The sequence below is a fragment of the Arthrobacter sp. D3-18 genome, assembly GCF_054408525.1.
This window is the reverse complement of sequence record NZ_CP096440.1, coordinates 2,352,390-2,377,966: the sequence shown is the minus strand read 5'-3', so window position 1 is coordinate 2,377,966 and position 25,577 is coordinate 2,352,390. Positions and strand designations below refer to the sequence as shown.

At 61.3% G+C, this 25,577-nt stretch carries 22 protein-coding genes; 15 read left to right on the top strand and 7 right to left on the bottom strand.

From position 1 onward, the window contains the following. Positions 1-23 precede the first annotated feature (23 nt). The 13 genes from uvrA to M1D89_RS13125 all read left to right on the top strand — a co-directional run bounded on the left by uvrA (position 24) and on the right by M1D89_RS13125 (position 14,676). Positions 24-2,951 (top strand): excinuclease ABC subunit UvrA, encoded by a 2,928-nt coding sequence (gene uvrA, locus M1D89_RS13185; protein ID WP_498644048.1) that lies wholly within the window; start codon positions 24-26, stop codon positions 2,949-2,951. Between the two features lie 111 nt (positions 2,952-3,062). Beyond that, positions 3,063-3,779, top strand: coding sequence for an HAD hydrolase-like protein (locus M1D89_RS13180; RefSeq protein WP_498644046.1), 717 nt, complete (start codon positions 3,063-3,065; stop codon positions 3,777-3,779). Then, positions 3,766-4,434 carry a lysophospholipid acyltransferase family protein gene (locus M1D89_RS13175; RefSeq protein ID WP_498644044.1) on the top strand — a complete coding sequence of 223 codons (669 nt, stop codon included), beginning with the start codon at positions 3,766-3,768 and terminating at the stop codon, positions 4,432-4,434. The genes M1D89_RS13180 and M1D89_RS13175 overlap by 14 nt, the downstream gene beginning before the upstream one ends. 60 nt (positions 4,435-4,494) lie before the next feature. Next, the gene (uvrC, locus tag M1D89_RS13170; RefSeq protein ID WP_498644042.1) at positions 4,495-6,540 is read left to right on the top strand and encodes an excinuclease ABC subunit UvrC; all 2,046 of its coding nucleotides are present in this window, start codon (positions 4,495-4,497) and stop codon (positions 6,538-6,540) included. Between the two features lie 129 nt (positions 6,541-6,669). Beyond that, complete coding sequence (gene rapZ / locus M1D89_RS13165) at positions 6,670-7,593, top strand: RNase adapter RapZ (protein WP_498644040.1); 924 nt, start codon at positions 6,670-6,672, stop codon at positions 7,591-7,593. Then, positions 7,593-8,609 (top strand): gluconeogenesis factor YvcK family protein, encoded by a 1,017-nt coding sequence (locus M1D89_RS13160; RefSeq protein WP_017198460.1) that lies wholly within the window; start codon positions 7,593-7,595, stop codon positions 8,607-8,609. Before rapZ ends, M1D89_RS13160 begins: the two co-directional genes overlap by 1 nt. Positions 8,610-8,619: 10 nt before the next feature. Continuing rightward, entirely contained in the window at positions 8,620-9,600 is a 981-nt protein-coding gene (gene whiA / locus M1D89_RS13155) for a DNA-binding protein WhiA (RefSeq protein WP_498644037.1), read from the top strand. A gap of 175 nt (positions 9,601-9,775) precedes the next feature. Next, positions 9,776-10,399 carry a superoxide dismutase gene (locus M1D89_RS13150; RefSeq protein ID WP_419201864.1) on the top strand — a complete coding sequence of 208 codons (624 nt, stop codon included), beginning with the start codon at positions 9,776-9,778 and terminating at the stop codon, positions 10,397-10,399. Positions 10,400-10,670: 271 nt separating this feature from the next. Continuing rightward, positions 10,671-11,681 (top strand): type I glyceraldehyde-3-phosphate dehydrogenase, encoded by a 1,011-nt coding sequence (gap, locus tag M1D89_RS13145; RefSeq protein WP_091467346.1) that lies wholly within the window; start codon positions 10,671-10,673, stop codon positions 11,679-11,681. A gap of 9 nt (positions 11,682-11,690) precedes the next feature. After that, the gene (locus M1D89_RS13140; protein ID WP_498644034.1) at positions 11,691-12,917 is read left to right on the top strand and encodes a phosphoglycerate kinase; all 1,227 of its coding nucleotides are present in this window, start codon (positions 11,691-11,693) and stop codon (positions 12,915-12,917) included. A gap of 74 nt (positions 12,918-12,991) precedes the next feature. Continuing rightward, complete coding sequence (gene tpiA / locus M1D89_RS13135; protein WP_498644031.1) at positions 12,992-13,807, top strand: triose-phosphate isomerase; 816 nt, start codon at positions 12,992-12,994, stop codon at positions 13,805-13,807. A 36-nt stretch (positions 13,808-13,843) separates the two neighbouring features. Next, entirely contained in the window at positions 13,844-14,101 is a 258-nt protein-coding gene (gene secG, locus M1D89_RS13130) for a preprotein translocase subunit SecG (RefSeq protein ID WP_017198454.1), read from the top strand. Positions 14,102-14,280: 179 nt separating this feature from the next. Then, positions 14,281-14,676 carry an RNA polymerase-binding protein RbpA gene (locus M1D89_RS13125; protein ID WP_498644029.1) on the top strand — a complete coding sequence of 132 codons (396 nt, stop codon included), beginning with the start codon at positions 14,281-14,283 and terminating at the stop codon, positions 14,674-14,676. Here M1D89_RS13125 and pgl read toward each other — a convergent pair. The 6 genes from pgl to tkt are packed head-to-tail and all read right to left on the bottom strand — an operon-like array spanning position 14,629 to position 22,863. Then, the gene (pgl, locus tag M1D89_RS13120) at positions 14,629-15,447 is read right to left on the bottom strand and encodes a 6-phosphogluconolactonase (RefSeq protein WP_498644027.1); all 819 of its coding nucleotides are present in this window, start codon (positions 15,445-15,447) and stop codon (positions 14,629-14,631) included. The genes M1D89_RS13125 and pgl overlap by 48 nt on opposite strands. Then, positions 15,437-16,378: a glucose-6-phosphate dehydrogenase assembly protein OpcA gene (locus M1D89_RS13115; protein WP_498644025.1), complete on the bottom strand. Its 942-nt coding sequence runs from the start codon at positions 16,376-16,378 to the stop codon at positions 15,437-15,439. Before M1D89_RS13115 ends, pgl begins: the two co-directional genes overlap by 11 nt. After that, entirely contained in the window at positions 16,375-17,931 is a 1,557-nt protein-coding gene (gene zwf, locus M1D89_RS13110; protein WP_498644023.1) for a glucose-6-phosphate dehydrogenase, read from the bottom strand. Before zwf ends, M1D89_RS13115 begins: the two co-directional genes overlap by 4 nt. 15 nt (positions 17,932-17,946) lie before the next feature. After that, a complete protein-coding gene (locus M1D89_RS13105) occupies positions 17,947-19,578 on the bottom strand; it encodes a glucose-6-phosphate isomerase (protein WP_498644021.1) in 1,632 nt (543 codons plus the stop codon). 6 nt (positions 19,579-19,584) lie between these two features. Next, the gene (gene tal, locus M1D89_RS13100; RefSeq protein WP_498644019.1) at positions 19,585-20,703 is read right to left on the bottom strand and encodes a transaldolase; all 1,119 of its coding nucleotides are present in this window, start codon (positions 20,701-20,703) and stop codon (positions 19,585-19,587) included. A gap of 33 nt (positions 20,704-20,736) precedes the next feature. Continuing rightward, positions 20,737-22,863: a transketolase gene (gene tkt / locus M1D89_RS13095; protein WP_498644017.1), complete on the bottom strand. Its 2,127-nt coding sequence runs from the start codon at positions 22,861-22,863 to the stop codon at positions 20,737-20,739. Between the two features lie 416 nt (positions 22,864-23,279). Here tkt and M1D89_RS13090 point away from each other — a divergent pair, with 416 nt between their 5' ends. Next, positions 23,280-24,242: a heme o synthase gene (locus tag M1D89_RS13090; RefSeq protein WP_091470646.1), complete on the top strand. Its 963-nt coding sequence runs from the start codon at positions 23,280-23,282 to the stop codon at positions 24,240-24,242. 84 nt (positions 24,243-24,326) lie between these two features. Here M1D89_RS13090 and M1D89_RS13085 read toward each other — a convergent pair whose 3' ends face one another. Then, positions 24,327-24,875 (bottom strand): TOPRIM nucleotidyl transferase/hydrolase domain-containing protein, encoded by a 549-nt coding sequence (locus M1D89_RS13085; RefSeq protein WP_498644015.1) that lies wholly within the window; start codon positions 24,873-24,875, stop codon positions 24,327-24,329. Positions 24,876-25,100: 225 nt separating this feature from the next. Between M1D89_RS13085 and M1D89_RS13080 the strand changes: the two genes are divergently transcribed. Continuing rightward, positions 25,101-25,481 carry a peptidase inhibitor family I36 protein gene (locus M1D89_RS13080; RefSeq protein WP_498644013.1) on the top strand — a complete coding sequence of 127 codons (381 nt, stop codon included), beginning with the start codon at positions 25,101-25,103 and terminating at the stop codon, positions 25,479-25,481. Positions 25,482-25,577 lie beyond the last annotated feature (96 nt).

Below are 25,577 nucleotides of genomic sequence, written 5' to 3'. Positions count from 1 at the left end.
AAGTTTTCGATTAGCATTGGTAGGTGCCCAAAGCCTTAGCTGAAGATACCGCCATGGATGCCTTGAACGGCGTCTCCGTCCTTCCCGATACCAAACCCGCCAAGCCGGATCTTTCCCGTTTGGTGGTCAAGGGTGCCCGGGAACACAATTTGCGGAACGTGGATCTCGATCTCCCCCGTGACGCCATGATCGTGTTCACGGGACTCTCCGGTTCCGGCAAGTCGTCCCTGGCTTTTGACACGATCTTCGCAGAGGGCCAGCGTCGCTACGTGGAGTCGTTGTCCGCGTACGCGCGTCAATTCCTTGGGCAGGTGGATAAGCCTGATGTCGATTTCATCGAGGGCTTGTCTCCTGCGGTCTCCATCGACCAGAAGTCCACCAGCAAGAATCCGCGTTCCACGGTGGGCACCATCACCGAGATTTACGACTACATGCGTTTGCTGTGGGCGCGCGTAGGCCGGCCACACTGCCCTGTTTGTGGCGAGCCCATCGCCCGCCAGACGCCTCAACAGATCGTGGATCAGCTCCTGGAACTGGATCCGGGCACACGGTTCCAGGTCCTGGCCCCTGTGGTACGAGGCCGCAAGGGTGAGTTTGTGGATCTCTTCAAGGAGCTGACCGCGAAGGGCTATTCTCGCGCCCGTGTGGACGGCGAACTTGTCCAGCTGAGCGATCCTCCCAAGCTTGGCAAACAGTTCAAGCACACTATTGAGGTTGTGGTGGATCGTCTGGTGGTCAAGGACGAGATCAGCCAGCGTCTTACTGATTCCGTGGAGACAGCCCTGGGCCTTGCAGAAGGCCGCGTGCTGGTGGAGTTCGTGGACCTCGATGCTGAGGATCCTGAGCGTATCCGCGCCTTCTCGGAGAACCTGGCGTGCCCCAACGAGCACCCGTTGGCCATTGACGAAATTGAACCGCGCTCATTCTCCTTTAACAACCCTTTCGGTGCCTGCTCTGCCTGCAGTGGCATCGGAACGCGGTTGGAAGTGGACGAAGAGCTCATCGTTCCCAATCCGGAGCTCTCCCTGGGTGAGGGGGCCATTGCTCCTTGGGCCCTCGGCACAGCGACAACGGAGTATTGGAACCGACTCCTGGAGGGCTTGGCGCACGAACTGGGCTTCTCCATGAAGACTTCGTGGGAGAAGCTGCCCAAGGACGTTCGCAATACTGTGCTTCACGGCAAGGATCACAAGGTTGTTGTCCAGTACAAGAACCGCTTTGGTCGTGAGCGCAAGTACAGCACTGGCTTTGAAGGTGCCATCCAGTACGTCCACCGCAAGCATGGTGAAACGGATTCCGACTGGGCGCGCGACCGGTACGAAGAATACATGCGGCAGATACCCTGCCCCGAGTGCAACGGTGCGCGCCTCAACCCGGCGTCGCTGTCGGTGCTCATCAACGGGAAGTCGATCGCCGAGGTCGCTGCCCTGCCGATGCGTGAATGCGCGGAATTCCTGGGAAGCCTTACCCTGACCAACAGGGAAGCCCAGATTGCCAACCAGGTGCTGAAGGAAATCCAGGCCCGCCTGACCTTCCTCCTGGACGTCGGTTTGGAATACCTCAACCTTGAGCGACCCTCGGGTACCTTGTCCGGCGGCGAGGCCCAACGCATCCGGCTTGCCACCCAAATCGGTTCAGGCCTGGTGGGTGTCCTCTACGTCTTGGATGAGCCATCCATTGGCTTGCACCAGCGTGACAACCGGCGATTGATCGAGACGCTCACCCGACTCCGGGATCTCGGTAACACCCTGATCGTGGTGGAACATGACGAAGACACTATCCATGAAGCCGACTGGGTGGTTGACATCGGACCAGGTGCCGGCGAACACGGCGGCCAGGTGGTGCACTCCGGTACCTACAAGGAACTTCTGGAGAACCCGGATTCGCTGACGGGCGCCTACTTGTCGGGACGCCGCAAGATTGATATCCCCGCCAAGCGCCGAAAGTACGACAAGAAGCGTGAACTCAAGGTTGTGGGCGCCAAGGAAAACAATCTCAACAACGTAGACGCCACGTTCCCCCTGGGCCTTTTCACAGCGGTAACCGGCGTCAGTGGTTCCGGCAAATCCACCTTGGTGAACGAGATCCTGTACAAGGTCCTCGCCAACAAACTCAACGGCGCCAAGCAGGTTGCAGGACGGCACCGCACGGTGGCTGGACTGGAGCACCTGGACAAGGTGGTCCACGTCGATCAAAGCCCTATCGGCCGTACACCACGGTCCAACCCGGCCACTTACACCGGCGTCTTTGACAACATCCGCAAACTCTTCGCTGAGACCACCGAAGCCAAGGTACGTGGATACCAGCCGGGACGATTCTCGTTCAACGTCAAGGGAGGGCGCTGCGAGGCCTGTTCAGGTGACGGTACGTTGAAGATCGAGATGAACTTCCTGCCGGACGTTTATGTCCCTTGCGAAGTCTGCCACGGCGCCAGATACAACCGGGAAACCCTTGAAGTCCACTACAAGGGCAAGACCATTGCCGATGTCCTCAACATGCCCATCGAGGAAGGTGCCGAATTCTTCGCTGCCTTCACTCCGATCGCACGGCATTTGAACACGTTGGTGGACGTGGGCCTTGGTTACGTCAGGCTTGGCCAGCCGGCAACCACTTTGTCCGGTGGGGAGGCGCAGCGCGTAAAGCTGGCTGCCGAGCTCCAGAAGCGTTCCAACGGTCGCAGCATCTACGTCCTCGATGAGCCCACCACTGGCCTGCACTTTGAGGACATCCGCAAGCTGCTCATGGTTCTTCAGGGCTTGGTGGACAAAGGCAATACCGTCATCACCATTGAGCACAACCTGGACGTGATCAAGTCTGCGGACTGGATCGTGGACCTTGGCCCGAATGGCGGTTCGGGCGGCGGGAAGATCGTGGCCACAGGGACGCCGGAGCAGGTGGCAAAATCCACGGAAAGCCATACTGCGACCTTCCTGGCGGAGATTCTCGGTTAGTTACTCCCGGCGCCCTGAAGGCTTTCGAAGGAATATCTTCGAGACCTCCGAAGTATTCCGGTAGCGGCATGCGAGTTTCAGGCATGCCGCTACTCGTGAGAAACTAACCCGGTGACTCAAACAACGGTGCCCGTAATTTTCGATCTGGACGGCACCCTTGTCGATCCTGCCGGCGGTATCACGGGAGGCATTTCTGCCGCCCTCCGGGAAATGGACCTCCCTGTTCCCGAACAAGCTGTGCTGAATTCCATGGTGGGTCCCAAACTGAGCGATTCCCTCCTCCATTTGGCGAACGTCCCCAGCGAATTGGTGGATGAAACCATTGAGCGATACCGCGGCCACTACAAAGAAACCGGTATTGGCCAAAGCAAGCTGTACCCGGGAATCTTCGATCTCCTCGAATTCTTCGCGGAGACTGGCCGGCCCGTCGCGGTGGCCACCCAGAAGCCGCAGTCAATTGCGCGCCTCGTGCTGGAACACCATGGAATTGCTGACTTCTTCATCTCCATCCGAGGGGCTGCGGATGACGAATCCCTGAAGGCCAACACAGCGTCCGGCAAAGTTGAAATCGTCGCCGCGGCGTTGAATGATCTTCACTCCCAACCAGCCGTCATGGTGGGGGACAGGCATCAGGACGTCGCGGGCGCTCTGGCCAACGGATTGGACTGCATCGGAGTCAGTTGGGGATTTGCGCCGGACGGTGAACTTGAGGACGCCGGAGCCGTCGCCGTGGTAAATACGGCCCTCGAGCTGCGCACCAAAATTGAAGAACTTGACGCTGTCCGCGCGGCAGCCCTGAGCGAGGTACAAAACGATGGCAGTCTTTGATGCGATCCGCTGGACAACCCGTGGCCTGATTTCCTCCACGTGCCGTCCTACGGTCATTGGGCTGGAGAACGTTCCGAAGGATGGGCCATTCATCGTAGCCCCCAATCATCTCTCCTTCCTGGACAGCGTGATCGTTCAGGCACTCATGCCCCGCCCTGTTGCCTTTTTTGCCAAGGCGGAATATTTCACCACTAAAGGCGTCAAGGGCGCTGTGATGAAGTCGTTCTTTGAGGCAGTAGGTTCCATTCCCGTCGAACGTGGTGAACAGGCGGCCAGCGTCCAAGCTCTCAAGACCCTGCTGGACATCCTGGAATCCGGGAAGGGTATCGGCATCTACCCGGAAGGCACACGGTCCCGTGACGGTATTCTCTACCGTGGCAGGACGGGCGTTGGGTGGCTTGCCTTGACCACCGGCGCTCCGGTGATCCCGGTAGGGCTGATCGGCACCGAGAAGTTGCAGCCTGCGGACAAGAACGCCGTTCGCCCTCAGCATTTCACCATGAAGGTGGGGGAACCCCTCTACTTTGACAAGACAGGCCCCGACCATTCCCTCCCGGCCCGCCGCGAAGTCACCGACAAGATCATGGATGCCATCGCCCTGCTCAGCGGGCAGGAGCGGTCCACCAGCTATAACCAAAGCAAAACGATCGACTGAAGCTTTGGTGACCGTGCCACCGTGGCAATGAGTGTCGTTCCGGTTCACTAGACTGGAAACGTGGCAGATCCAGCAAGTTACCGGCCCCAAACAGGTGAAATTCCCACCACGCCGGGCGTCTATCGTTTCCGCGACCCGCATGGCCGGGTCATCTATGTGGGCAAGGCAAAGAACCTCCGTTCCCGCCTGAATTCGTACTTCGCGAATCCTGCAGGACTTCTCCCTAAGACCCATGCAATGGTTCACGCGGCCAGCAGTGTGGAATGGACCGTGGTAGGGAGCGAGCTGGAATCGCTGCAGTTGGAATACACCTGGATCAAGGAATTCAAGCCCCGGTTCAACGTCGTATTCCGGGATGACAAGACCTATCCCTACCTCGCCGTCACCATGGGGGAGAAGTACCCCAGAGTGCAGGTCATGCGCGGTGAAAGAAGGAAGGGCACCAGATACTTCGGTCCCTACACCGCCGGTGCCATCCGGGAAACCATGGACACGCTCCTGAGGGTCTTCCCTGTGCGGAGCTGCAGCGCAGGCGTCTTCAAGCGGGCCGAGTCCAGCGGTCGGCCCTGCCTTCTGGGCTATATCGATAAATGCTCGGCACCCTGTGTCGGACGGGTCACTCCAGATGAGCACCGTGGCCTCGCAGAAGACTTCTGTTCCTTCATGGGGGGCGAAGCCAAGCGTTTCATCAGTCGGCTGGAGAAAGACATGGCTGCAGCCGTAGCCGAGCTGGACTACGAACGCGCGGCCGGGCTGAGGGACGACATCATCGCGCTCCGCAAGGTCTTTGAACGCAACGCGGTGGTCCTCGCCGAGGATACCGACGCGGACGTCTTCGCGCTCCATGAGGACGAACTGGAAGCTTCCGTACAGGTGTTCCACGTGCGCGGCGGCCGTGTTCGCGGTCAACGCGGCTGGGTGGTGGAGAAAGTAGAGGATGCTACGACGCCGGAACTCATCGAACACTTGCTGCAGCAGGTCTACGGTGAGGACAGTGAAGTTCAGGGTCGGATTCCACGTGAAGTCCTGGTTCCGGAGAACCCCAGTAACCATGCTGAACTCATGGAATGGCTGGGAGGCTTGCGCGGAGCCAGGGTAGATGTCCGTGTGCCACAGCGCGGTGACAAGGCCGCCCTGATGTCCACTGTGCGCGAGAATGCCGAGCAAGCTTTGAAGCTGCATAAGACACGCCGTGCAGGAGACATCACTGTCCGGTCCCTTGCTCTCCAGGAACTGCAGGAGGCTCTGGAGATTCCAGTTCCCCTGCTGCGGATCGAGTGCTTCGACATTTCCCACGTCCAAGGAACAAACGTGGTGGCTTCCATGGTGGTGGTGGAAGACGGACTGCCCAAGAAGTCCGATTACCGGAAGTTTTCCATCACGGGCGCAGCAGCAGCGGACGATACTGCGGCCATGCATGACGTCTTGACCCGTCGATTCCGGCATTACCTCACTGACAAGGCCGCCCAGGTCCCCATCGTTTCCGGCGAAATCGTCAACCCGACACGTAGCAGTGCACAAAGCAGCAGAGCACAAAGTAACGCGGCCCAAAACAGCAGTGACGTGCCGCCGTCGGACCCTGCTTTGCCCTCTCCGAAGGCCAAGTTCGCCTACCCGCCCAACCTGGTGGTGGTGGACGGAGGCCAGCCCCAGGTCAATGCGGCGGCCCGTGCCCTTGCAGAGTTGGGCATTGATGACGTTTACGTTGTGGGTCTTGCCAAGCGGCTCGAAGAAGTCTGGCTGCCTCACAGTGACTTCCCTGTAATCCTGCCCCGAACGTCGCAAGGGTTGTACCTCTTGCAGCGGATCCGTGACGAGGCCCACCGCTTTGCCATCAGCTTCCACCGGCAGAAGCGCGGCAAGGCAATGACAGTTTCCGTCCTGGACGGCGTCCCGGGCCTGGGTGAGGCGAAACGCAAGGCCTTGGTGGCACACTTTGGCTCGCTCAAGAAGATCAAGGCCGCATCCGTGGAGGAGCTCACCTCTGCCAAGGGCATCGGCCCAGCGCTGGCCGCGGCGGTCGTCCAGCACCTTGGTTCTACTGCGGACACCGGTGAAACGGCACCTGCGGTGAACATGACCACCGGCGAAATCCTTGAATCTTAGCTAGGGTAAGAACTTGGCCGGTCGGCGCAAGAGTGCTGCCGGACGCCCGAAACCGGCCACTGTGCCATGCCGCACAGGCGGCTACCACAAGCTTTCGAATGACCACTTCCGACGAAACGGGGACAACTGATGGATGAGGCTACGGCAGGGTCCGGCACGGAGCAGGACGGCCTGACGCCCGTCAAGCCGCCTGAGGCGGAGCTGCTGGTGGTAACCGGCATGTCGGGTGCCGGACGCAGCACCGCCTCCGATGCCCTGGAGGATCACGGCTGGTACGTCGTTGACAACCTTCCTCCGCAAATGTTGGGCACGCTGGCAGAAATTGTGTCGCATGCGCCAAAGTCGATTCCCAAGCTGGCCGTAGTGGTGGACGTTCGCAGCAAGGACCTTTTTACCGACATCCAGACCGCCTTGGGAGCATTGAGCGCAAGCGGCATCACCTTCCGGGTGCTTTTCCTGGACGCCAACGACGACGTCCTGGTCCGCCGTTTCGAGCAGGGGCGTCGCCCGCATCCGCTGCAGGGCGGTGGAAGGATCCTCGACGGCATCGGCATTGAGCGCGAGGTCCTTCGGGAACTTCGTGAGCACGCCGACGTTGTTCTGGATACCTCTGACTTCAACGTCCATGGCTTGGCTACGGCCATCACGGAATTGTTCAGCGATACCGGGCCGGTCACGCTCCGCCTGAACGTCATGAGCTTTGGATTCAAGTACGGGCTCCCCGTGGACGCCAATTTCGTAGCCGATGCACGCTTTATCCCCAATCCGCACTGGGTTCCCCAGCTTCGGCCCCATACCGGTTTGGATGAGGACGTCAGCGAGTACGTCCTGGGCGCGGAGGGTGTCCGGGAGTTCGTCGACCGTTACGTCCGGGCATTGGAGCCTGTCCTGGACGGCTACCGCCAAGAGAACAAGCACTACGCCACGTTGGCGGTTGGGTGCACCGGCGGAAAGCACCGTTCGGTTGCGGTCACCGTGGAACTTTCCAAGCGACTGGCGCAGTACCCACGCGTCACCGTAACCACTACCCACCGCGACCTGGGACGCGAGTAGTGGGGGTCCTGACGGGCCCGCTGCCGCTCATACCGCCCAAAGGCGTTCCAGGCAGCCAGCAGAAGAAGAGCCCCTCCGTGGTCGCCTTGGGCGGTGGTCACGGACTGGCGGCTTCGCTGTCTGCCCTTCGTCTCCTCACCTCCGAGCTGACGGCAATCGTCACGGTTGCGGACGACGGCGGCAGCTCCGGGCGTCTCCGCGACGAGTACGGCGTCCTCCCGCCGGGCGACCTGCGGATGGCCTTGAGCGCCCTTTGCGATGACACGGATTGGGGCCGGACATGGCGCGATGTCATGCAGCACCGCTTCGAAGCCGGTTCGGCGAAAGGGGGCTCACTGGACAACCACGCCATGGGCAACCTGCTGATCGTCACGCTGTGGGAACTTTTGGGCGACACCGTTGCCGGTCTTAAGTGGGCAGGAGCATTGCTGGGCGCCCGCGGACAGGTACTGCCCATGTCCAGCGTCCCCCTCACCATTGAGGGAAAGGCGCAGGTGGAGTTGCCGGGTGGCGGCCATGAACTGCGGACGGTCCGGGGGCAGGCGAAGTGTGCTGTGGCGGGGAAACTGGAAGAAGTCAGGCTCCTGCCCGAAGCCGCCCCGGCCTGCACTGAGGCACTCACCGCGATTGAGCTGGCTGATTGGGTCATCCTGGGTCCCGGGTCCTGGTACACCTCGGTCCTGCCGCATTTGCTGTTGCCCGAGCTTCGGCGTGCCCTCGGTGATACCGCTGCCAAGCGTTGCCTCACCATGAACCTGGACGTGGAAACCAAGGAAACCTCCGGTATGACGGCAGCGGACCACTTGGATGTCCTGCGCCGCTATGCACCCGAGTTCACTGTGGATGTCGTCCTGGCGGATCCCGCGGCGGTGCAGGATCGCAAGGCCTTTGAGAAGGCCGCAGCGATGATCGGCGCCGAAGTGGTGTTGGGTAGAGTAGGGGCGTCGAGGCGCCGCCCCGTCCATGATCCCCTGCTCTTGGCAGCGGCGTACCACGATATTTTCGGGAACAGTTAGGAACAACGCGATGGCACTTACTGCGTCGGTCAAGGACGAACTGTCCCGACTGGACATCAAGAAATCTTCCGTCCGCAAGGCTGAGGTTTCGGCAATGCTGCGTTTCGCAGGCGGCTTGCACATTATTTCGGGGCGGATCGTCATCGAGGCTGAAGTTGACCTCTCTTCCACCGCGCGCCGCCTCCGGGCTGCGATCGCGGAAGTCTACGGACATCAGAGCGAAATAATCGTTGTATCCGGTGGAGGTTTGCGCCGGGGGAGCCGTTACGTCGTCCGCGTCGTCCGCGACGGGGAAGCACTTGCCCGTCAAACGGGCTTGTTGGATGGCCGTGGGCGACCTGTGCGGGGCCTTCCCTCTGCCGTCGTCAATGGTTCGGCGGCCGATGCCGAGGCAGTGTGGCGGGGAGCTTTCCTCGCCCATGGTTCGCTTACCGAACCGGGCAGATCGTCTTCCCTTGAGGTGACGTGCCCCGGCCCCGAGTCCGCGTTGGCATTGGTCGGCGCAGCCCGCCGCCTCGGCATCCAGGCCAAGGCGCGCGAAGTCCGCGGCGTTGACCGCGTGGTCATTCGTGACGGCGACACCATCGCTGCTCTTCTGACCCGCATGGGCGCCCATGACGCCCTGATGGTCTGGGAGGAACGGCGCATGCGAAAGGAAGTCCGGGCCACCGCCAACAGACTCGCCAACTTCGATGACGCCAACCTTCGCCGCTCAGCCCAAGCCGCAGTAGCTGCCGGCGCCAGGGTGGACCGTGCATTGGAGATTCTGGGAGATGACGTGCCGGACCACCTCAAGTACGCCGGGGAGCTCCGTGTGGCGCACAAGCAGGCAAGCCTGGATGAACTCGGCCGTCTCGCGGATCCGCCTATGACCAAGGACGCCATAGCGGGCCGTATCCGTCGGCTCCTGGCCATGGCAGATAAACGTGCCTTGGATTTGGGGATCCCGGGCACTGAGGCAAATGTGACTCCGGAAATGATGGACGAGTAGGCCGCACCCATAGAATCGACAAAGTGCGGAGGAAATACTGCGAGGGCACCGCGGGTTGTTCCCGGTGGAGGCAAGAGCAGTCTTCTTCGCCAAGGATTTCCGGCCGATCTGCTGGCCGGATGACATTAACGAGAGTTACCAACCCGGACGTGAGTCCATTACATTGGAGGATTTCGTGACAGAGTACGTTCTGCCCGAGCTCGGCTACGACTACGCAGCACTCGAGCCGCACATTTCGGCAAAGATCATGGAGCTGCACCACAGCAAGCACCATGCAGCATACGTTGCAGGCGCCAACAACGCCCTCTCCCAGCTGGCCGAAGCGCGCGAGAAGAATGATTTCGCCAACATCAACCGCCTCTCCAAGGACCTCGCGTTCCACACTGGCGGCCACATCAACCACTCCGTGTTCTGGAACAACATTTCCCCGGACGGCGGCGACAAGCCCGAAGGTGAACTGGCTGCAGCCATCGACGACGCCTTCGGCTCCTTCGATGCTTTCCGTGCTCAGTTCAGCGCCGCTGCACTGGCCCTCCAGGGTTCCGGCTGGGCTTTCCTGGCCTACGAGCCCATCGGTGGAAACCTGCTCATCGAGCAGCTCTACGATCAGCAGGGCAACGTGGCAGTGGGCACCACCCCGCTGCTGATGCTGGACATGTGGGAGCACGCCTTCTACCTGGACTACGTCAACGTCAAGGCTGACTACGTCAAGGCGTTCTGGAACATCGTGAACTGGGCAGACGTCGCCAAGCGCTTCGAAGCCGCCCGCGCGAACGCCACGGGTCTCATCGTCCTCTAGGTGGTGAGCCCCGGTTCACGCCGATGTAACAAAAGTCACTTTTTGCGTGAATTGGGGCCAAATGCTGGAAAGCCTGCCTCCGCAGTTGCGGGGGCAGGCTTAGTTAAACGTAAGATGGATCACGGAAGGCGGTTAGCCTTCAGCAACGTGGCTGGTCGCCCTCCGATCTGATAATCACCTCTGCCCAAAGACGTGCGGGGTCTGTTAGTTGGAAATATTTGATCCGACTCACTAGGCGTGCTTGCAAGAGCACCAAGGAGATTGACACATAGTGACCACCCGTATTGGTATCAACGGCTTCGGCCGCATCGGCCGTAACTACTTCCGCGCAGCATTGGCCCAGGGCGCAGACCTTGAGATCGTGGCAGTCAACGACCTCACCAGCCCCGAGACCCTCGCCCACCTCCTGAAGTACGACTCCGTCGGTGGCCGCCTCACGCAGTCCGTGGAGGTTGTTGATGGCAACCTGGTAGTCGATGGGAAGTCCATCACGGTGCTGGCCGAGCGCGATCCCGCAAACCTCCCTTGGGGCGAGCTGGGCGTCGACATCGTTATCGAGTCCACAGGTTTCTTCACCAAGGCAGCAGCGGCGCAGAAGCACATCGACGCCGGCGCCAAGAAGGTCCTCATTTCGGCACCTGCCAGCGACGAAGACATCACCATCGTCATGGGCGTCAACCAGGACCTCTACGATCCCGCAGCGCACCACATCATCTCCAACGCGTCCTGCACCACCAACTGCCTTGGCCCGCTGGCCAAGGTTGTCAATGACGCCTTCGGCATTGAGCGTGGCCTGATGACCACGGTCCACGCCTACACGGCCGACCAGAACCTCCAGGACGGCCCCCACGGCGATCTTCGTCGCGCCCGTGCTGCTGCCATCAACATGGTTCCCACCTCCACCGGTGCTGCCAAGGCAATCGGCCTTGTCCTGCCGGAACTCAAGGGCAAGCTGGATGGTTACGCCATCCGCGTTCCTGTTCCCACGGGTTCCGCCACCGACCTTACGGTCACTGTTTCCCGCGAAGTGACTGTCGAGGAAGTCAACGCTGCCGTCAAGGCTGCCGCTGAGTCCGAGCAGTTCGCCGGTATCCTCAGCTACACGGATGCCCCCATCGTGTCCTCGGACATCGTCGGAGACCCCGCGTCTTCCATCTTCGATTCCGGTCTCACCAAGGTCATCGGCAACCAGGTCAAGGTTGTTTCCTGGTATGACAACGAGTGGGGTTACTCCAACCGCCTCGTAGACCTCACGGAGCTTGTCGCATCCAAGCTGGGCTAGGGTAGACACATGACATCTCACACCCTCAACGAACTCATCGCTGAAGGTGTCCGCGGGCGGTACATTCTGGTCAGAAGTGACCTGAATGTGCCGCTCGACGGCTCTGCAGTGACCGACGACGGCCGCATCAAGGCCTCCCTTCCGGTCCTCAAGAAGCTCTCGGACGCCGGTGCCCGTGTGCTCGTAACCGCCCACCTCGGACGCCCCAAGGGCACTCCGGAGGATAAGTACTCACTGAAGCCCGCTGCGACCCGCCTCGCGGAGCTCGCAGACTTCAAGGTTCAGCTGGCTGACGACACGGTGGGGGACTCCGCAAAGGAGCTCGCAGCCGGGCTTCAGGATGGGGAAGTTCTCATCTTGGAAAATGTCCGGTTCGATGCGCGTGAAACCAGCAAGGACGACGCCGAGCGCGGCGCCTTCGCTGACGAGTTGGTTGCCTTGACGGGAAGCAATGGCGCGTTCGTGGACGATGCTTTTGGTGCTGTCCACCGCAAGCACGCAAGCGTCTTCGACGTCGCCACCAGGCTGCCGTCCTACCTCGGCGATCTTGTCCACACCGAAGTAGAGGTTCTTCGGAAGCTCACCACCGACACCCAGCGTCCGTACGTCGTGGTTCTCGGCGGCTCCAAGGTTTCAGACAAACTGGCAGTCATCGACAACCTGCTTGGTAAGGCTGACACCATCCTTGTCGGCGGCGGCATGCTCTTCACCTTCCTGGCAGCAGCCGGGCATAAGGTTGCGGGCAGCCTCCTCGAGGAAGACCAGATTCCGGTCGTCCAGGACTATCTCAAGCGAGCATCGGACGCCGGAACGTCGTTCGTGATTCCCACGGACGTCGTAGTCGCCAGCCGCTTCGCTGCGGACGCTGAGCACGAGGTCGTCAAGGCAGACGCCATTGAGGACAGCGCTTTCGGTGCTTCCGGTATTGGCCTGGACATCGGTCCGGAATCGGCGTCGGCATTTGCGGCCCAGATCGAAGGGGCCAAGACGGTGTTCTGGAACGGCCCCATGGGTGTCTTCGAATTCGAAGCCTTCTCGAGCGGCACGCGTGCCATTGCACAGGCCCTTACGGATACGGTTGCGTTCACCGTTGTTGGCGGTGGCGATTCTGCAGCAGCTGTTCGCACCCTCGGCTTCGAGGATTCGCAGTTCGGCCATATTTCCACCGGCGGCGGCGCCAGCTTGGAATACCTTGAAGGCAAGGAACTTCCCGGTCTGAGCGTCCTGGACCGCTAAGCATTAACCGACCGGCAGGGCGCTACCGCGTCCTGCCGGTCGTTCCATATCTCAACGCATTCTTTGGAGTTCATGTGACTACCTCTGCCAACGGAAACTTCGTCCGCAAACCCTTCATCGCAGGCAACTGGAAGATGAATATGGACCATGTCCAGGGCATCACCTTGTTGCAGAAGCTCGCCTGGACACTGTCCGACGCCAAGCACGACTACAGCCGTGCCGAGGTGGCAGTGTTTCCTCCGTTCACCGACCTCCGCGGTGTCCAGACGCTGGTTCAGGGTGACGAACTGGAAGTGGTTTACGGCGGCCAGGACCTGTCCCCGTTCGACTCCGGCGCTTACACGGGTGACATCTCGGGTCAGTTCCTCAGCAAGCTGGGCTGCGCCTACGTCCTGGTGGGGCACAGTGAGCGCCGCACCATCCACAACGAGTCCGACGAAGCCTTGAACGCCAAGGTAAAGGCCGCCTTCCGTCACGGAGTTACGCCCGTTCTCTGCGTGGGCGAGGGCCTCGAAGTCCGTCAAGCCGGCACACACGTGGAGCACACCCTGGCCCAGCTGCGCGCCGGCGTCGAAGGACTCACAGCTGACCAGGCTGCTGAACTCGTTGTGGCTTACGAGCCCGTCTGGGCCATCGGCACCGGCGAAGTAGCTGGTCCGGAAGACGCACAGGAAATGTGTGCAGCAATCCGTGCCGAGCTTGCCAAACTCTTCGACGAGACCGTCGCAGCGAAGTCCCGCCTCCTCTACGGAGGGTCGGTAAAGGCCAACAATGCTGCTGCCATCATGGCTGAAAGCGATGTTGACGGATTGCTTGTGGGTGGCGCCAGCTTGGACCCCGCTGAGTTTGCTAACATTGTCAGGTTCGAGAGCCACCTCGTCACGGACTAGTCCGGCTCCCGATTTCCGCTTCTTCGAAAGGCCGTCGTGGACGTTCTTCAAGTCATTCTGCAGATCCTGCTGGGTATCACCAGCCTTCTGCTGACGCTGCTCATCCTCTTGCACAAGGGACGTGGCGGCGGTTTGTCCGACATGTTCGGTGGCGGAATGAGCTCGGGATTGAGTTCGTCCGGCGTAGCCGAGCGCAACCTGAACCGCTTCACCATCATTCTGGGCATCACCTGGGGCGTCGTGATCATCGGCTTGGGCCTGATCATGCGATTTACCTCGGGTGGCGACTCCTAGGCATTCCCAAAGAGGGAGGCTCCTTGACAGGGGCCTCCCTTTTTCATTGCCCGCGTTTCTTTGGACACCGTTACCCACCACTAGTGCCGCCGTCAGGCGCCTCGCATTAGACTGGCCCTGTTGGCCGTAGGGTCCAGCGGGCCGTGACGGCCGACCACCGAGTCGCTAGGGGTTCGAAAATGGTTCATGGCACGTCTGGTTATCGGGGCACGCGCGTAGGTGTAACCCAAGGTTCAGCCCCCCGAAATCAAAGCGACCACGGCCCCGGAGAACAACTCCCGCGTATTCGTGTGCCGTATTGGTGCGCCAAAGGCCACGAAACACGCCTGGTTTTTCTTAAGCTGCCGGACGAGCAGATTCCCGGAACATGGGACTGCCCCAAATGTGGCTCCCTGGCTACGCGGGATCCAGGTCATCCGGTGCCAACCAGACCTGAAGACGAGATCTTCAAATCGCACCTGGATTACGTTAAAGAAAGACGCTCCAGCCAGGAAGCCGAAGTGGTCCTGGCTGGAGCGCTGGATAGGTTACGCGCCCGCGGGGTCCTTCCGGACCAGCTGCTGGGGGACTCGTGACGCCGCATTCTCGTCAATGAGCCACAGGGTCCTGGCACGCCCCACGGGCCCCGCTGCGGGGACCTGAACAGGGTTGGCGCCTGCGAGAGCCAGGCCCACGGCACCGGCCTTGTCCTCGCCGGCAACAACCATCCAGATTTCCTGGGCCGTGTTGATTGCCGGGAGCGTCAATGAAATGCGCGACGACGGCGGCTTGGGTGAATTCTCAACGCCCACCACGGTGCGTGTTTTCTCGCGAATTCCAGCCTGTTCGGGAAAGAGCGACGCTACGTGCGCATCGGGTCCGACACCGAGGAGCAAGATGTCAAAGCGCGGCAGGATGCCGGGCTTCTCTGGCCTGCTGTCAGATGTGTCCGCGGCGTGTTCGGCCTCTGCAGCTGCCTTGAGCTCTTCAGCGTAGGCAGCCGCTGCTTCATCCGCCGTGGCGTACCGGTCGGCGGAGCCGGGTTCGTGTACCCGGGCAGGATCAACGGCCAAGTGAGCCAGCAATGCCTGGTGTGCTTGGCGCGTATTTCTGTCATCGCTGTCGGCGGCGACAAATCTCTCGTCGCCCCACCAGAAGTTGACCCTTGACCAATCGACGGCGGGTGCCGCGGCAGAGTCAGCCACAGCCTTCAAGGTTCCAATGCCAACGGTTCCGCCGGTGAGGACCACCGTGGCCTCGCCGTGCTTGTCCTGGACATCCACAAGCTTGGTAATGAGACGCGCTGCAATAGCGGCCATCAACACCTTCGAGTCGGGGTGGATGCTTACTCTTGGCTCAGCGTGCACTGGTCTGGACTCTCCTCTGACTGGTAAGTGGAAGTCCCATCGTAATCACTTCTCCGAAGACTTCGTCGGGGTCGAGCCGTCGGAGTTCTTCTGCGAGGCAGTCTTTGAGGCTTCTGCGGGGGAGGGTGATACGCTGCGCGGGCTGTCCCGGCTGGGTCAGCTCGGCCACGGACAGGCCCGGCCGGAAGAGCTGGACATCGCCACTGGCGCGCGTGAGACGGACACGTCGGATACCGGTCCCAGCCGGATCTGCCACGATCGTGACAGGGGCCTGCAGTGCGAGGCTAAGCCAGGCAGCCAGCAGGAGCGTACTCGGGGAGTCCGAGGCACCCTCAACGGCCACAGCGGAGACCGGATCGCCATCCACTTGGTCGAAGACGGCGGCGAGTTGCATGCGCCAGTTGGTCAGGCGGGTCCAGGCGAGGTCGGTGTCGCCGGCTTTGTAGGTGGCGCGGATGTTCTCCAACGCCAGGCGGGGGTCGGGTTCGTTGGCTGAGTCGGTGATGCGCCGGTGCGCGATGCGGCCGATGGAGGTCTCGCACGCGCTTTCCGGGGCGCCGTGCGGCCACCAGGCCACGATCGGGGCGTCCGGCAGGAGCAGGGCCGCCACCAGCGATTCGCTTTCGTGCGCCATGTGCCCGTGCCCGCGCAGCACGATGACCTCGGAAGCGCCGGCGTCGCCGCCGACACGGATTTGCGCGTCGAGCCGATCGGGTCCTTCCACGCCGGCGTCGGCCAGGACGATGATCCGGCAGGGGTGTTCCCGGCTGGCTTCGTTGGCTGCCTCGATGGCTTCTTCTTCCTGCCCGGACTTGGTCACCACCACCAGGGTCAGCACACGACCCAACGCGATCACGCCGCCTTGTTCGCGCAGGGCCATGATCTTCTTGGAGATCTTGGAGGTGGTGGTATCGGGAAGATCTACGATCATGGCCTTCTCCAGGTTCGTCCGTCACGGGCCAGCAGGGCATCGGCCGAGGCCGGCCCCCAACTGCCCGGTGCGTAGGGTTGGGGTTGTTCATCGAGCCCGGCCCAGTATTCCTCGAACGGGTCAAGGATCTTCCAGGACAGCTCCACTTCCTGGTGCCGCGGGAACAAAGGGGGCTCGCCCAGGAGCACGTCCAGGATCAGCCGCTCATAGGCTTCGGGGCTGGATTCGGTAAAGGAATGCCCGTAGCCGAAGTCCATGGTCACATCACGGACTTCCATCTGCGTGCCCGGAACCTTGGACCCGAACCGGATCGTGGCACCTTCATCGGGCTGGACCCGGATCACCACGGCGTTCTGACCGAAGTCATCATCGTTGTGGTCACGGAACAACAGGTTCGGTGCCCGCTTGAACACCACCGCGATCTCCGTGACACGACGGCCCAGGCGCTTACCGGCACGCAAATAGAACGGCACCCCGTTCCAACGCCGGGTATTGATATCCACCCGGATCGCAGCGTAGGTCTCGGTCTTCGAATCAGCAGGGATACCATCCTCATCCAAGTACCCGAGGACTTCCTCCCCACCCTGCCAGCCGCCGGTGAACTGACCCCGCGCCGAATGCGTGGACAGGTCATCGGGCAGCTTGACCGCCGCGAGGACCTTCTCCTTTTCGGCCCGCAGGTCATCGGCGTTGAAGGAGATCGGCTCTTCCATCGCGGTCAACGCGAGCAACTGCAGCAAATGGTTCTGGATCACATCCCGGGCAGCACCCACACCGTCGTAATACCCGGCCCGGCCACCGGTGCCGATGTCCTCGGCCATGGTGATCTGGACATGATCCACATAATTGGCGTTCCAAAGCGGTTCGAACAACTGGTTCGCGAAACGCAACGCCAGGATGTTCTGCACCGTCTCCTTCCCCAAATAATGGTCAATCCGGAACACCGCATCAGCCGGGAACACCGACTCCACAATGTCGTTCAACTGCCGTGCCGACTCCAAGTCATGCCCGAACGGCTTCTCAATCACCACACGACGCCACTGACCCGGCTTGGCCTGCGCCAAGCCGTGCTTGGACAACTGCCGGCAGACCTGCTCAAACGCCTTGGGCGGGATCGACAAATAAAAGCCATGATTCCCCCGGGTACCCCGGGTCTCATCCAACTCATCGAGGACATCGCCCAGGCGCTCGAAAGCGTCATCATCATCGAACTCGCCCCGAACAAAACGGATACCGGAAGCCAACTGCTCCCACACCGCTTCATCGAACTTCGTCCGCGCATGGGCCTTCACGTTTTCCTTGACCTCAGCAGCGAAATCCGCGTTATCCCACTCCCTACGGCCAAACCCCACCAACGCGAAGCTGGGCGGCAAAAGACCACGGTTGGCGAGATCATACACCGCGGGCATGAGCTTCTTACGAGCAAGATCACCAGTGACTCCGAAGAACACCAACGACGACGGACCGGCAATACGATTCAGGCGCCGATCCCGCGGATCCCGCAAAGGATTCCGGAGACCGGCGTTCTTCCTGCCGTTTTCAGTTTCTGGCATGTTTGGTTCTGTGCCTTAGCTTTCGAGTGCGCTGGCTTTGTTGGCTAACGCAGCGACGACTTCCTGGAGTTGGGCTACGCCCGCAGCGCGCTCGGTGAGGTGCAGGCGCAATACGGGGCGGCCATGGCCTTCCAGGACCTGGGCGTCGCCCGAGGCCTGGGCAGCAATGAGCTGACCGAAAGTGAAAGGCCGCTCCGGGATCTCAAGATCAGTGGACGATGCTGCAGTGACCTGCAGGAACACGCCGATGGCCGGGCCACCCTTGTGGAACTGGCCAGTGGAGTGCAGGAACCGCGGGCCCCAACCAAACGTCACCGGACGCCCGCTGACAGCTGCGAGTTCATCGCGGATGCCTTCAAGCGGTGCATGGGAAATGCGGTCAAGATAGGCTTGAACGCTCAAGTAACCGTCCGTGCCGAGCTGGCCAAGGAGCGCCTGCACGGCTTCGGAAACACTGGAAGCAGAGCCGAGCCAGTCGCCGCCGCGAACTTCCACAGCGCCGTCCGTGAATGCCGCTGGAGTGGGTTCGGGGCGCGCATCCAGCAAGCCGCGCGCGGCCACCTTGGCGGCCTCGACGTCGGGCTGGTCAAACGGGTTGATGCCCAGCAGGCGACCCGCCACGGCGGTGGCAAACTCCCACACAAACATCTGCGAAGCCAGTCCACCGGCAATGGCCACCTCGTTTTCACGAAGTTCTACGTCCGCATCGGCGTCCACCAGCCGGACCACCAGGATGTCTTCGGCACCGTTCAGGGCTTCCGGGGATTCCGGACCGGCTACGACCGGCAGGACGCCGGTGCCCAGCTTGCCTGTGGATTCAGCGATGAGCTGTTCGGCCCAGTCGGCGAAACCGACTATGCCTGAACCGTCCTCGGCAATGACAATCTTGTTGCGCAGCGGGGTGGTACCACCGAGCGCGATGCCGAGCGCCAGTCCGATGTTGTCAGCTGAGTCCTCGTTGAGGATCTCAGCAGCCTCTTCTGCTTCGTCCAGGAACGCCTGGATGTCCACACCGGCCAGCCCGCAAGGCACCAAGCCAAATGCGGTCAGCGCCGAGAAACGGCCGCCGACGTTGGGATCAGCGTTGAAAACCGCACGGTAACCGGCCTCGCGGGAAGACTTATCCAGCGGAGAACCGGGGTCAGTGACAATGATGATCCTGCTCTTGGCGTCGATACCGGCATCATTGAACGCCTTCTCGAACACGCGGCGCTGGGAGTCAGTTTCCACGGTGGAGCCGGACTTGGAGGAAACGACGATGGCTGTTTCCGCCAAGCGGTCCGCCAAGGCAGCACTGACCTGTTCAGGATCAGTGCTATCCAAAACAGTCAGCTCGACGCCGGCAGTGCCGGCAATGACCTCGGGAGCCAACGAAGACCCACCCATGCCACACAGGACAATGCGTGAGACGCCGTCGGCGCGGAGGGCATCGCGAAGTTCCAGAATGCCTTCAACCAAAGGTTGGGACACCGTGGCAGCCTCTACCCAACCGAGACGAATCGCTGACTCGGACTCCGCTTCAGGACCCCATAGTGTGTGGTCCTTCGCGAAAATCCGGGTTGCGATCTTTTCCTCGACCAGGCTGTCGATGTGCTGGGTGATGGCCTCTTGGGCAGCACCGCTGGCGTCGTAGCTGATTGTGCTCATGATGGGTTAGGAAGCCTTCCGTGCGGTGACCAGTGCGCCTTCGACGTCGGCGAGGAGTTCCTTCCAGGAGCCCACGAACTTCTCGAGGCCTTCGGTCTCGAGGAGCGTGACGACGTCGTTGTAGGAGACGCCGAGGGCTTCGAGGGCGTTGAGCGTCTCGTTCGCTTCGTCGTAGGTGCCGGTGATGGTGTCACCGGTGACTACGCCGTGGTCGAACGTGGCATCGAGGGTCTTTTCCGGCATGGTGTTGACCACGCCTGCTGCGACGAGCTCGGTCACGTAGAGGGTGTCCGGGTAGGCCGGGTCCTTCACGCCAGTGGAGGCCCACAGGGGACGCTGGGGGAGCGCGCCGGCCTCGGCCAGCACTGCCCAGCGCTCTGTGGAGAAGAGCTCTTCGTAGACCTGGTACGCGAGGCGTGCGTTCGCGACGCCGGCTTTGCCCTTGAGTGCCTTGGCTTCATCGGTGCCGATGGCGTCAAGGCGCTTGTCGATCTCGGAGTCCACGCGGGAGACGAAGAACGAGGCCACGGAGTGGATCTTGGAGAGGTCGTGGCCGTTCTCCTTGGCCTGCTCAAGGCCGGACTGGAAAGCGTTGATGACCGCGCGGTAGCGCTCAAGGGAGAAGATCAGGGTCACGTTGACGCTGATGCCCTCGGCTAGCGTCGCCGTGATGGCTTCGAGGCCTTCAAGGGTTGCCGGGATCTTGATGTGGACGTTGTCCTTGTTGACCTTGGCGTAGAGGTGCTTGGCCTCGGCGATTGTTCCTGCGGTATCCCAAGCAAGGCGGGGGTCAACCTCGATGGAGACGCGGCCATCCACACCGTTCGTGGCGGCGGCGATGGGAGCGAAGAGATCGCAGGCGTCAGCGACGTCCGTGGTGGTGATTTCGAAGATCGTTTCTTCGATGCTGGCACCCGCCGCGGCCTGCGACGCGATGGTGGCGTCGTAATCCGTGCCGGCAGTGATGGCGGCGTGGAAGATCGACGGGTTGGTGGTCACGCCAACGACGTTCTTTTCGTCGATGAGCTTCTGCAGCGTGCCCGTCTCCAAGCGGTTGCGGGAAAGGTCATCAAGCCAGATGGAGACGCCGGCGTCTGAGAGCTGCTGTGTGGGAGTTGTAGACATGTGTTTTTCTCCTTGTGAGAGGGAAGCAGGCTGTTATGCGTTGGAGTCTGCGAGGGAGTCTTTTGCTGCGGCGGCAACAGCTTCGGCAGTGATGCCGAATTCGTTGAAGAGCCGCTTGTAGTCAGCCGAGGCGCCGAAGTGCTCCAGTGAGATGGAACGGCCGGCGTCGCCGACGAATTCGCGCCAACCCAGTGCGAGACCGGCTTCAACCGAAACACGGGCCTTCACGGAGGCCGGGAGTACGGACTCGCGGTAAGCCTCGTCCTGCTTGTTGAACCATTCAACGCACGGCATGGACACGACACGCGCTGCGATGCCTTCAGCCTGGAGGGCTTCGCGGGCCTGGACTGCGAGCTGGACTTCAGAGCCGGTGCCGATCAGGATGACCTGCGCGTCAACGGTTTCGCCGTTCTTGGAGGCCTCAGCCAGGACGTAACCGCCCTTGGCCACACCAGCGGTGGAACCGAACGTGTCGCCGCTTGCTTCACCTTCGCCGCGGGCGTAGGTGGGGATGTTCTGACGGGTCAGGACAATGCCCGCCGGGTTCTCGTGGTTCTCCAGCATGACCTTCCACGCAGCGGAGACCTCGTTTGCGTCACCGGGACGGACAACATCCAGGCCCGGGATAGCACGCAGGGAGGCGAGCTGTTCCACCGGCTGGTGGGTGGGGCCGTCTTCGCCCAGGCCGATGGAGTCGTGTGTCCATACGTACAGGGACGGAACACCCATCAGCGCGCCGAGGCGGATGGCCGGGCGCTGGTAGTCGCTGAAGATCAGGAACGTGCCGGAGAATGCGCGGGTGCGGCCGTGCAGCGAGATACCGTTCACGATCGACGCGGCAGCGTGCTCACGGATACCGAAGTGCAGCACACGTCCGTACGGGTTGCCCTTCCAGGCGTCCGTGGAACGGGACGTCGGGATGAACGACGGCGAGCCTTCAATGGTGGTGTTGTTGGACTCCGCGAGGTCGGCCGAACCGCCCCACAGCTCGGGAAGTACCGGTCCGATGGCGTTCAGGACCTTGCCCGACGCCGCACGGGTGGAAACGTCCTTGCCGGCTTCGAACACGGGGAGAGCGGCGTCGATGCCCACGGGCAGCTTCTTGGCTTCGACGCGTTCCAGCAGGGCGGCAGCGTCCGGGTTGGCGGACTGCCATGCCTCGAACGAGCTCTGCCAGGCAGCGCGGGACTCAGCGCCGCGGTCCAGAACCTTGCGGGCGTGTGCCAGAACTTCTTCGTCAACATCGAAGGACTTGGCAGGATCAAAACCGAGCACGCTCTTCAGTGCTGCGACTTCCTCGGCGCCCAATGCGGAACCGTGGATCTTGCCGGTGTTCTGCTTCTTCGGGGCCGGGTAACCGATGATGGTGCGCAGCGAGATGATGGACGGCTTGTTCGTCTCAGCCTTCGCAGCAAGCAGTGCCGCGTAGAGTTCCTGGACGTCTTCGACGTAGTCGCCGGTCTTGGTCCAGTCGACGCGCTGGGTGTGCCAGCCGTAGGCTTCGTAGCGCTTGAGGACGTCTTCGGTGAAGGCGATGTCGGTGTCGTCTTCGATGGAGATGTGGTTCTCGTCGTAGATCACAACGAGGTTGCCCAGTTCCTGGTGCCCGGCGAGGGAGGAAGCCTCGGACGTTACACCTTCCTGGAGGTCACCGTCGGAAGCAATAACCCAGATGGTGTGGTCGAACGGTGATTCGCCGGCGGGAGCATCGGCGTCGAACAATCCGCGCTGGCGACGCTGCGAGTATGCGAAACCAACAGCCGAGGCCAGGCCCTGGCCCAGCGGGCCGGTGGTGATTTCCACACCAGCGGTGTGCTTGTACTCAGGGTGGCCCGGGGTCAGTGAGCCCCAAGTACGCAGCGCCTCAAGGTCCTTCAGTTCCAGACCGTAGCCGGAGAGGAACAACTGGATGTAAAGGGTCAACGACGTGTGACCGGGGGACAGGACGAACCGGTCACGGCCGATCCAGTCCGGGTTCTTCGGGTCATGACGCATCAGCTTCTGGAACAGCAGGTACGCTGCCGGAGCCAAGCTCATCGCCGTACCGGGGTGGCCATTGCCGACCTTCTCCACGGCGTCAGCGGCCAACACGCGAACGGTGTCAACAGCCTTCTTGTCCAGATCGGTCCATGACAGTTCTTGCTCTTCCAAATGTGGCACGAAAACCGAGCCCCTCTCTGTGCTGACGGCAGGCGTATGGACACGGCACGCAGGAAGCACAGGATGGCGCCCGCTGCAATGTGTCTACCAGCCGTTCACCATTGAAACGTTGATCTCTCATCCAGACGCACGGATATCCAAGAATACGGTTTCCCGGATCGTCAACGTGTGCTGATCTGCTCAACAGCTTAGCCCTAAACGTGTCATGGAACTCAGGGAATCCCACTAACTGGACAGAATTTCCCTTATATGAATCACGATGGCCCGGCAGAGGAGTGAAGATTCGGAAACATTGGCGTATTTTGCGGACATCGGGGCTCTTTCCGCCACGGTATGATATTTGGAGGCCAGCAGCGGTTCATGCGCCCGGTTTGAGGGACGGCAGCCGCTGCGAGAACCCCAGAGCATAGAACAGAGTGACTGCCGCCGTGAGCACAACTGATACGCCCCTTAACGCGTCCCCGGCCCGGGGAAGCATCGGAATGTCCCGTAAGTTCAAGGCGTATCTGGCTCTGACCAAGCCTCGTGTCATCGAGTTGCTACTGGTCAGCACCCTCCCCACCATGATCTTTGCGCAGCGCGGCTTCCCGTCCATCGGTCTGATCCTTGCCACCCTCGTTGGCGGCGCGTTCGCTGCGGGCAGCGCAGGCGTCTTCAACTGCTACATAGACCGCGACATCGACAAATTGATGCACCGCACGGAGAAGCGTCCGCTGGTCACCGGTGAAGTAACCCCCCGCGAGGCTCTGATCTTCGCCTGGATCCTGGGCGCAGCCTCCATCGCAATCCTGTGGTTCGGCGCCAACCCGCTTTCTGCCTGGTTGGGCCTTGGTGCGATCGTCTTCTACGTGGTGATCTACACGATGATCCTCAAACGCCGCACTGCCCAGAACATCGTCTGGGGCGGCGCTGCCGGATGCTTCCCGGTGCTCATCGCCTGGGCAGCTGTTACCAACACTGTCGAATGGCCCGCCATCGTGCTCTTCATGGTGATTTTCCTCTGGACGCCTCCTCACTACTGGCCGCTGTCCATGCGTTACGGCGAGGACTACCGCAACGCCAAGGTGCCGATGCTCGGCGCCATTGCCGGCGCAAAGGTGGTCTCCGTACAGGTAGTTCTATACGCCTGGGCCATGGTGGCCTGCTCGCTGCTGATGATCCCGGTGGGCGGGGCCGGATGGGTCTACACGATCGTCGCTGTTGCTGCCGGAGCCTGGTTCCTCTACGAAAGCCACGCACTGTACAAGCGTGCGCAGGGTGGCGATGTCTCCAACAAGGGCGCAATGAAGGTGTTCCACGGCTCTATCAGCTACCTGACATTGCTCTTCATCGCGTTGGCCGTTGATCCCTTTATCGGCTCAGCGATCGTCGGCGGCTAGCCCGCCCACGCTCTCTCACATCGCACGGGCTTGAGGCCCACCCTCTATCACATCGCACGGGCTTGAGGCCCACCCTCTATCACGTCACGACTTGAAAGATGCAACCAGTCGAGCCATCGGAAGAGGCGCCTGTCCTTCCGGTAGCGCGTTGACAAGCAGGGGCGCGTATCGGATCTTATTCCCGCTGCGCCCCGCGAAGAACCGCCGTAACTGCCGTTCCACAGACCGGTCCCGCAACGAGGGCTGGCGTTGCAGGAGCTCAAAGGACGCTAGCTCCCCTTGGTCCGCGATCACGTTGAGCACGGCATCAACGCCAAGGCATCTGATGAGTTCGTCCTCCAAATCGGCGTTACAGACTTGGAAGCCTTGGTCTTCCAGCGGGCCTGACCCTATGCCACCCCGCATGAGGGCCCGGGCAATGGCCGCAGCCTCGCCAAAATCGCATAGGCCCAACAATCTGTGACCCGCCCCACGGGGCCCATAGCGGTCGAGGAAGTGCACGATGCTCGTGGCACCATTCATCGGCACAATGGAAACACGTTCCATCCTTAGGTCGTGTCCAAGCCTTTTAGCCAGCATTTCCACAGCCAGCCGGTCGCTCTCGCCCTCCACCAACACTGTTGTCTCCTGCACAGGACCAGTATGGCGGACAAGGGTGGCAACTCCTTTAGCCAGTGCAAACCACGAGCTCAACACCTAGGAGTCTCATTGCAGCACCTAGTTTGGACCCCCTGAACACTCATCTTCTGCCTTAACGCCACCTAGATCCTCAAAAAGCAGCCTAGGTGGTGCTCAAGGCGACTTAGCGTTCGAGATGGAACAGAGCTGTTCCGCATCACACGAGCATTGGGGATTCTTATGAAAAACATCCTGCGCACAGCCGGAGTGCTTGCAGTTGCTTCAGCCTCGGTATTAACCGGGGTTTCTGCAGCCCAGGCCGCCCCGGCGTGCTCCACCGCACGAGTATGCCTTTACGACAACTACTGGTTCACCGGGACCTCCAGGTCCTTTGGCTGGGTCACATATAACGTGGGCGTGGACGCCAATGATAAGGGGAGTTCCTTAGTGGTTGGACCCGCCGCAGATCAAGCTTCGCCCTATGTCTATTTCTATGTTGACAGCAATTTCGTTGGCCACAATGTGGTTTTCCGGGCCGGCAATGCCTCGAATGATCTGCGCGGGCTCTACATGACGTCCACTCGGAACTGGGACGACGAAATCACGAGCGTCTGGGGCTAGTCTTTTGGCGTTCAGGAACAAAAAGCTGCCGTGCGCGGCACTTGGCGTGCTTGCGATGCTGGTTGCTCTCGCCGGCACGTCGTGCTCCAGCGAGCC

What these genes read in the sequence shown, in the direction of transcription:
- M1D89_RS13175 (WP_498644044.1), top strand. Translation starts at nt 3,766, where the DNA reads ATGGCAGTCTTTGATGCGATCCGCTGGACAACCCGTGGCCTGATTTCC.
- rapZ (WP_498644040.1), top strand. Translation starts at nt 6,670, where the DNA reads ATGGATGAGGCTACGGCAGGGTCCGGCACGGAGCAGGACGGCCTGACG.
- whiA (WP_498644037.1), top strand. Translation starts at nt 8,620, where the DNA reads ATGGCACTTACTGCGTCGGTCAAGGACGAACTGTCCCGACTGGACATC.
- M1D89_RS13140 (WP_498644034.1), top strand. Translation starts at nt 11,691, where the DNA reads ATGACATCTCACACCCTCAACGAACTCATCGCTGAAGGTGTCCGCGGG.
- M1D89_RS13125 (WP_498644029.1), top strand. Translation starts at nt 14,281, where the DNA reads ATGGTTCATGGCACGTCTGGTTATCGGGGCACGCGCGTAGGTGTAACC.
- M1D89_RS13115 (WP_498644025.1), bottom strand. Translation starts at nt 16,378, where the DNA reads ATGATCGTAGATCTTCCCGATACCACCACCTCCAAGATCTCCAAGAAG.
- zwf (WP_498644023.1), bottom strand. Translation starts at nt 17,931, where the DNA reads ATGCCAGAAACTGAAAACGGCAGGAAGAACGCCGGTCTCCGGAATCCT.
- M1D89_RS13105 (WP_498644021.1), bottom strand. Translation starts at nt 19,578, where the DNA reads ATGAGCACAATCAGCTACGACGCCAGCGGTGCTGCCCAAGAGGCCATC.
- tal (WP_498644019.1), bottom strand. Translation starts at nt 20,703, where the DNA reads ATGTCTACAACTCCCACACAGCAGCTCTCAGACGCCGGCGTCTCCATC.
- M1D89_RS13080 (WP_498644013.1), top strand. Translation starts at nt 25,101, where the DNA reads ATGAAAAACATCCTGCGCACAGCCGGAGTGCTTGCAGTTGCTTCAGCC.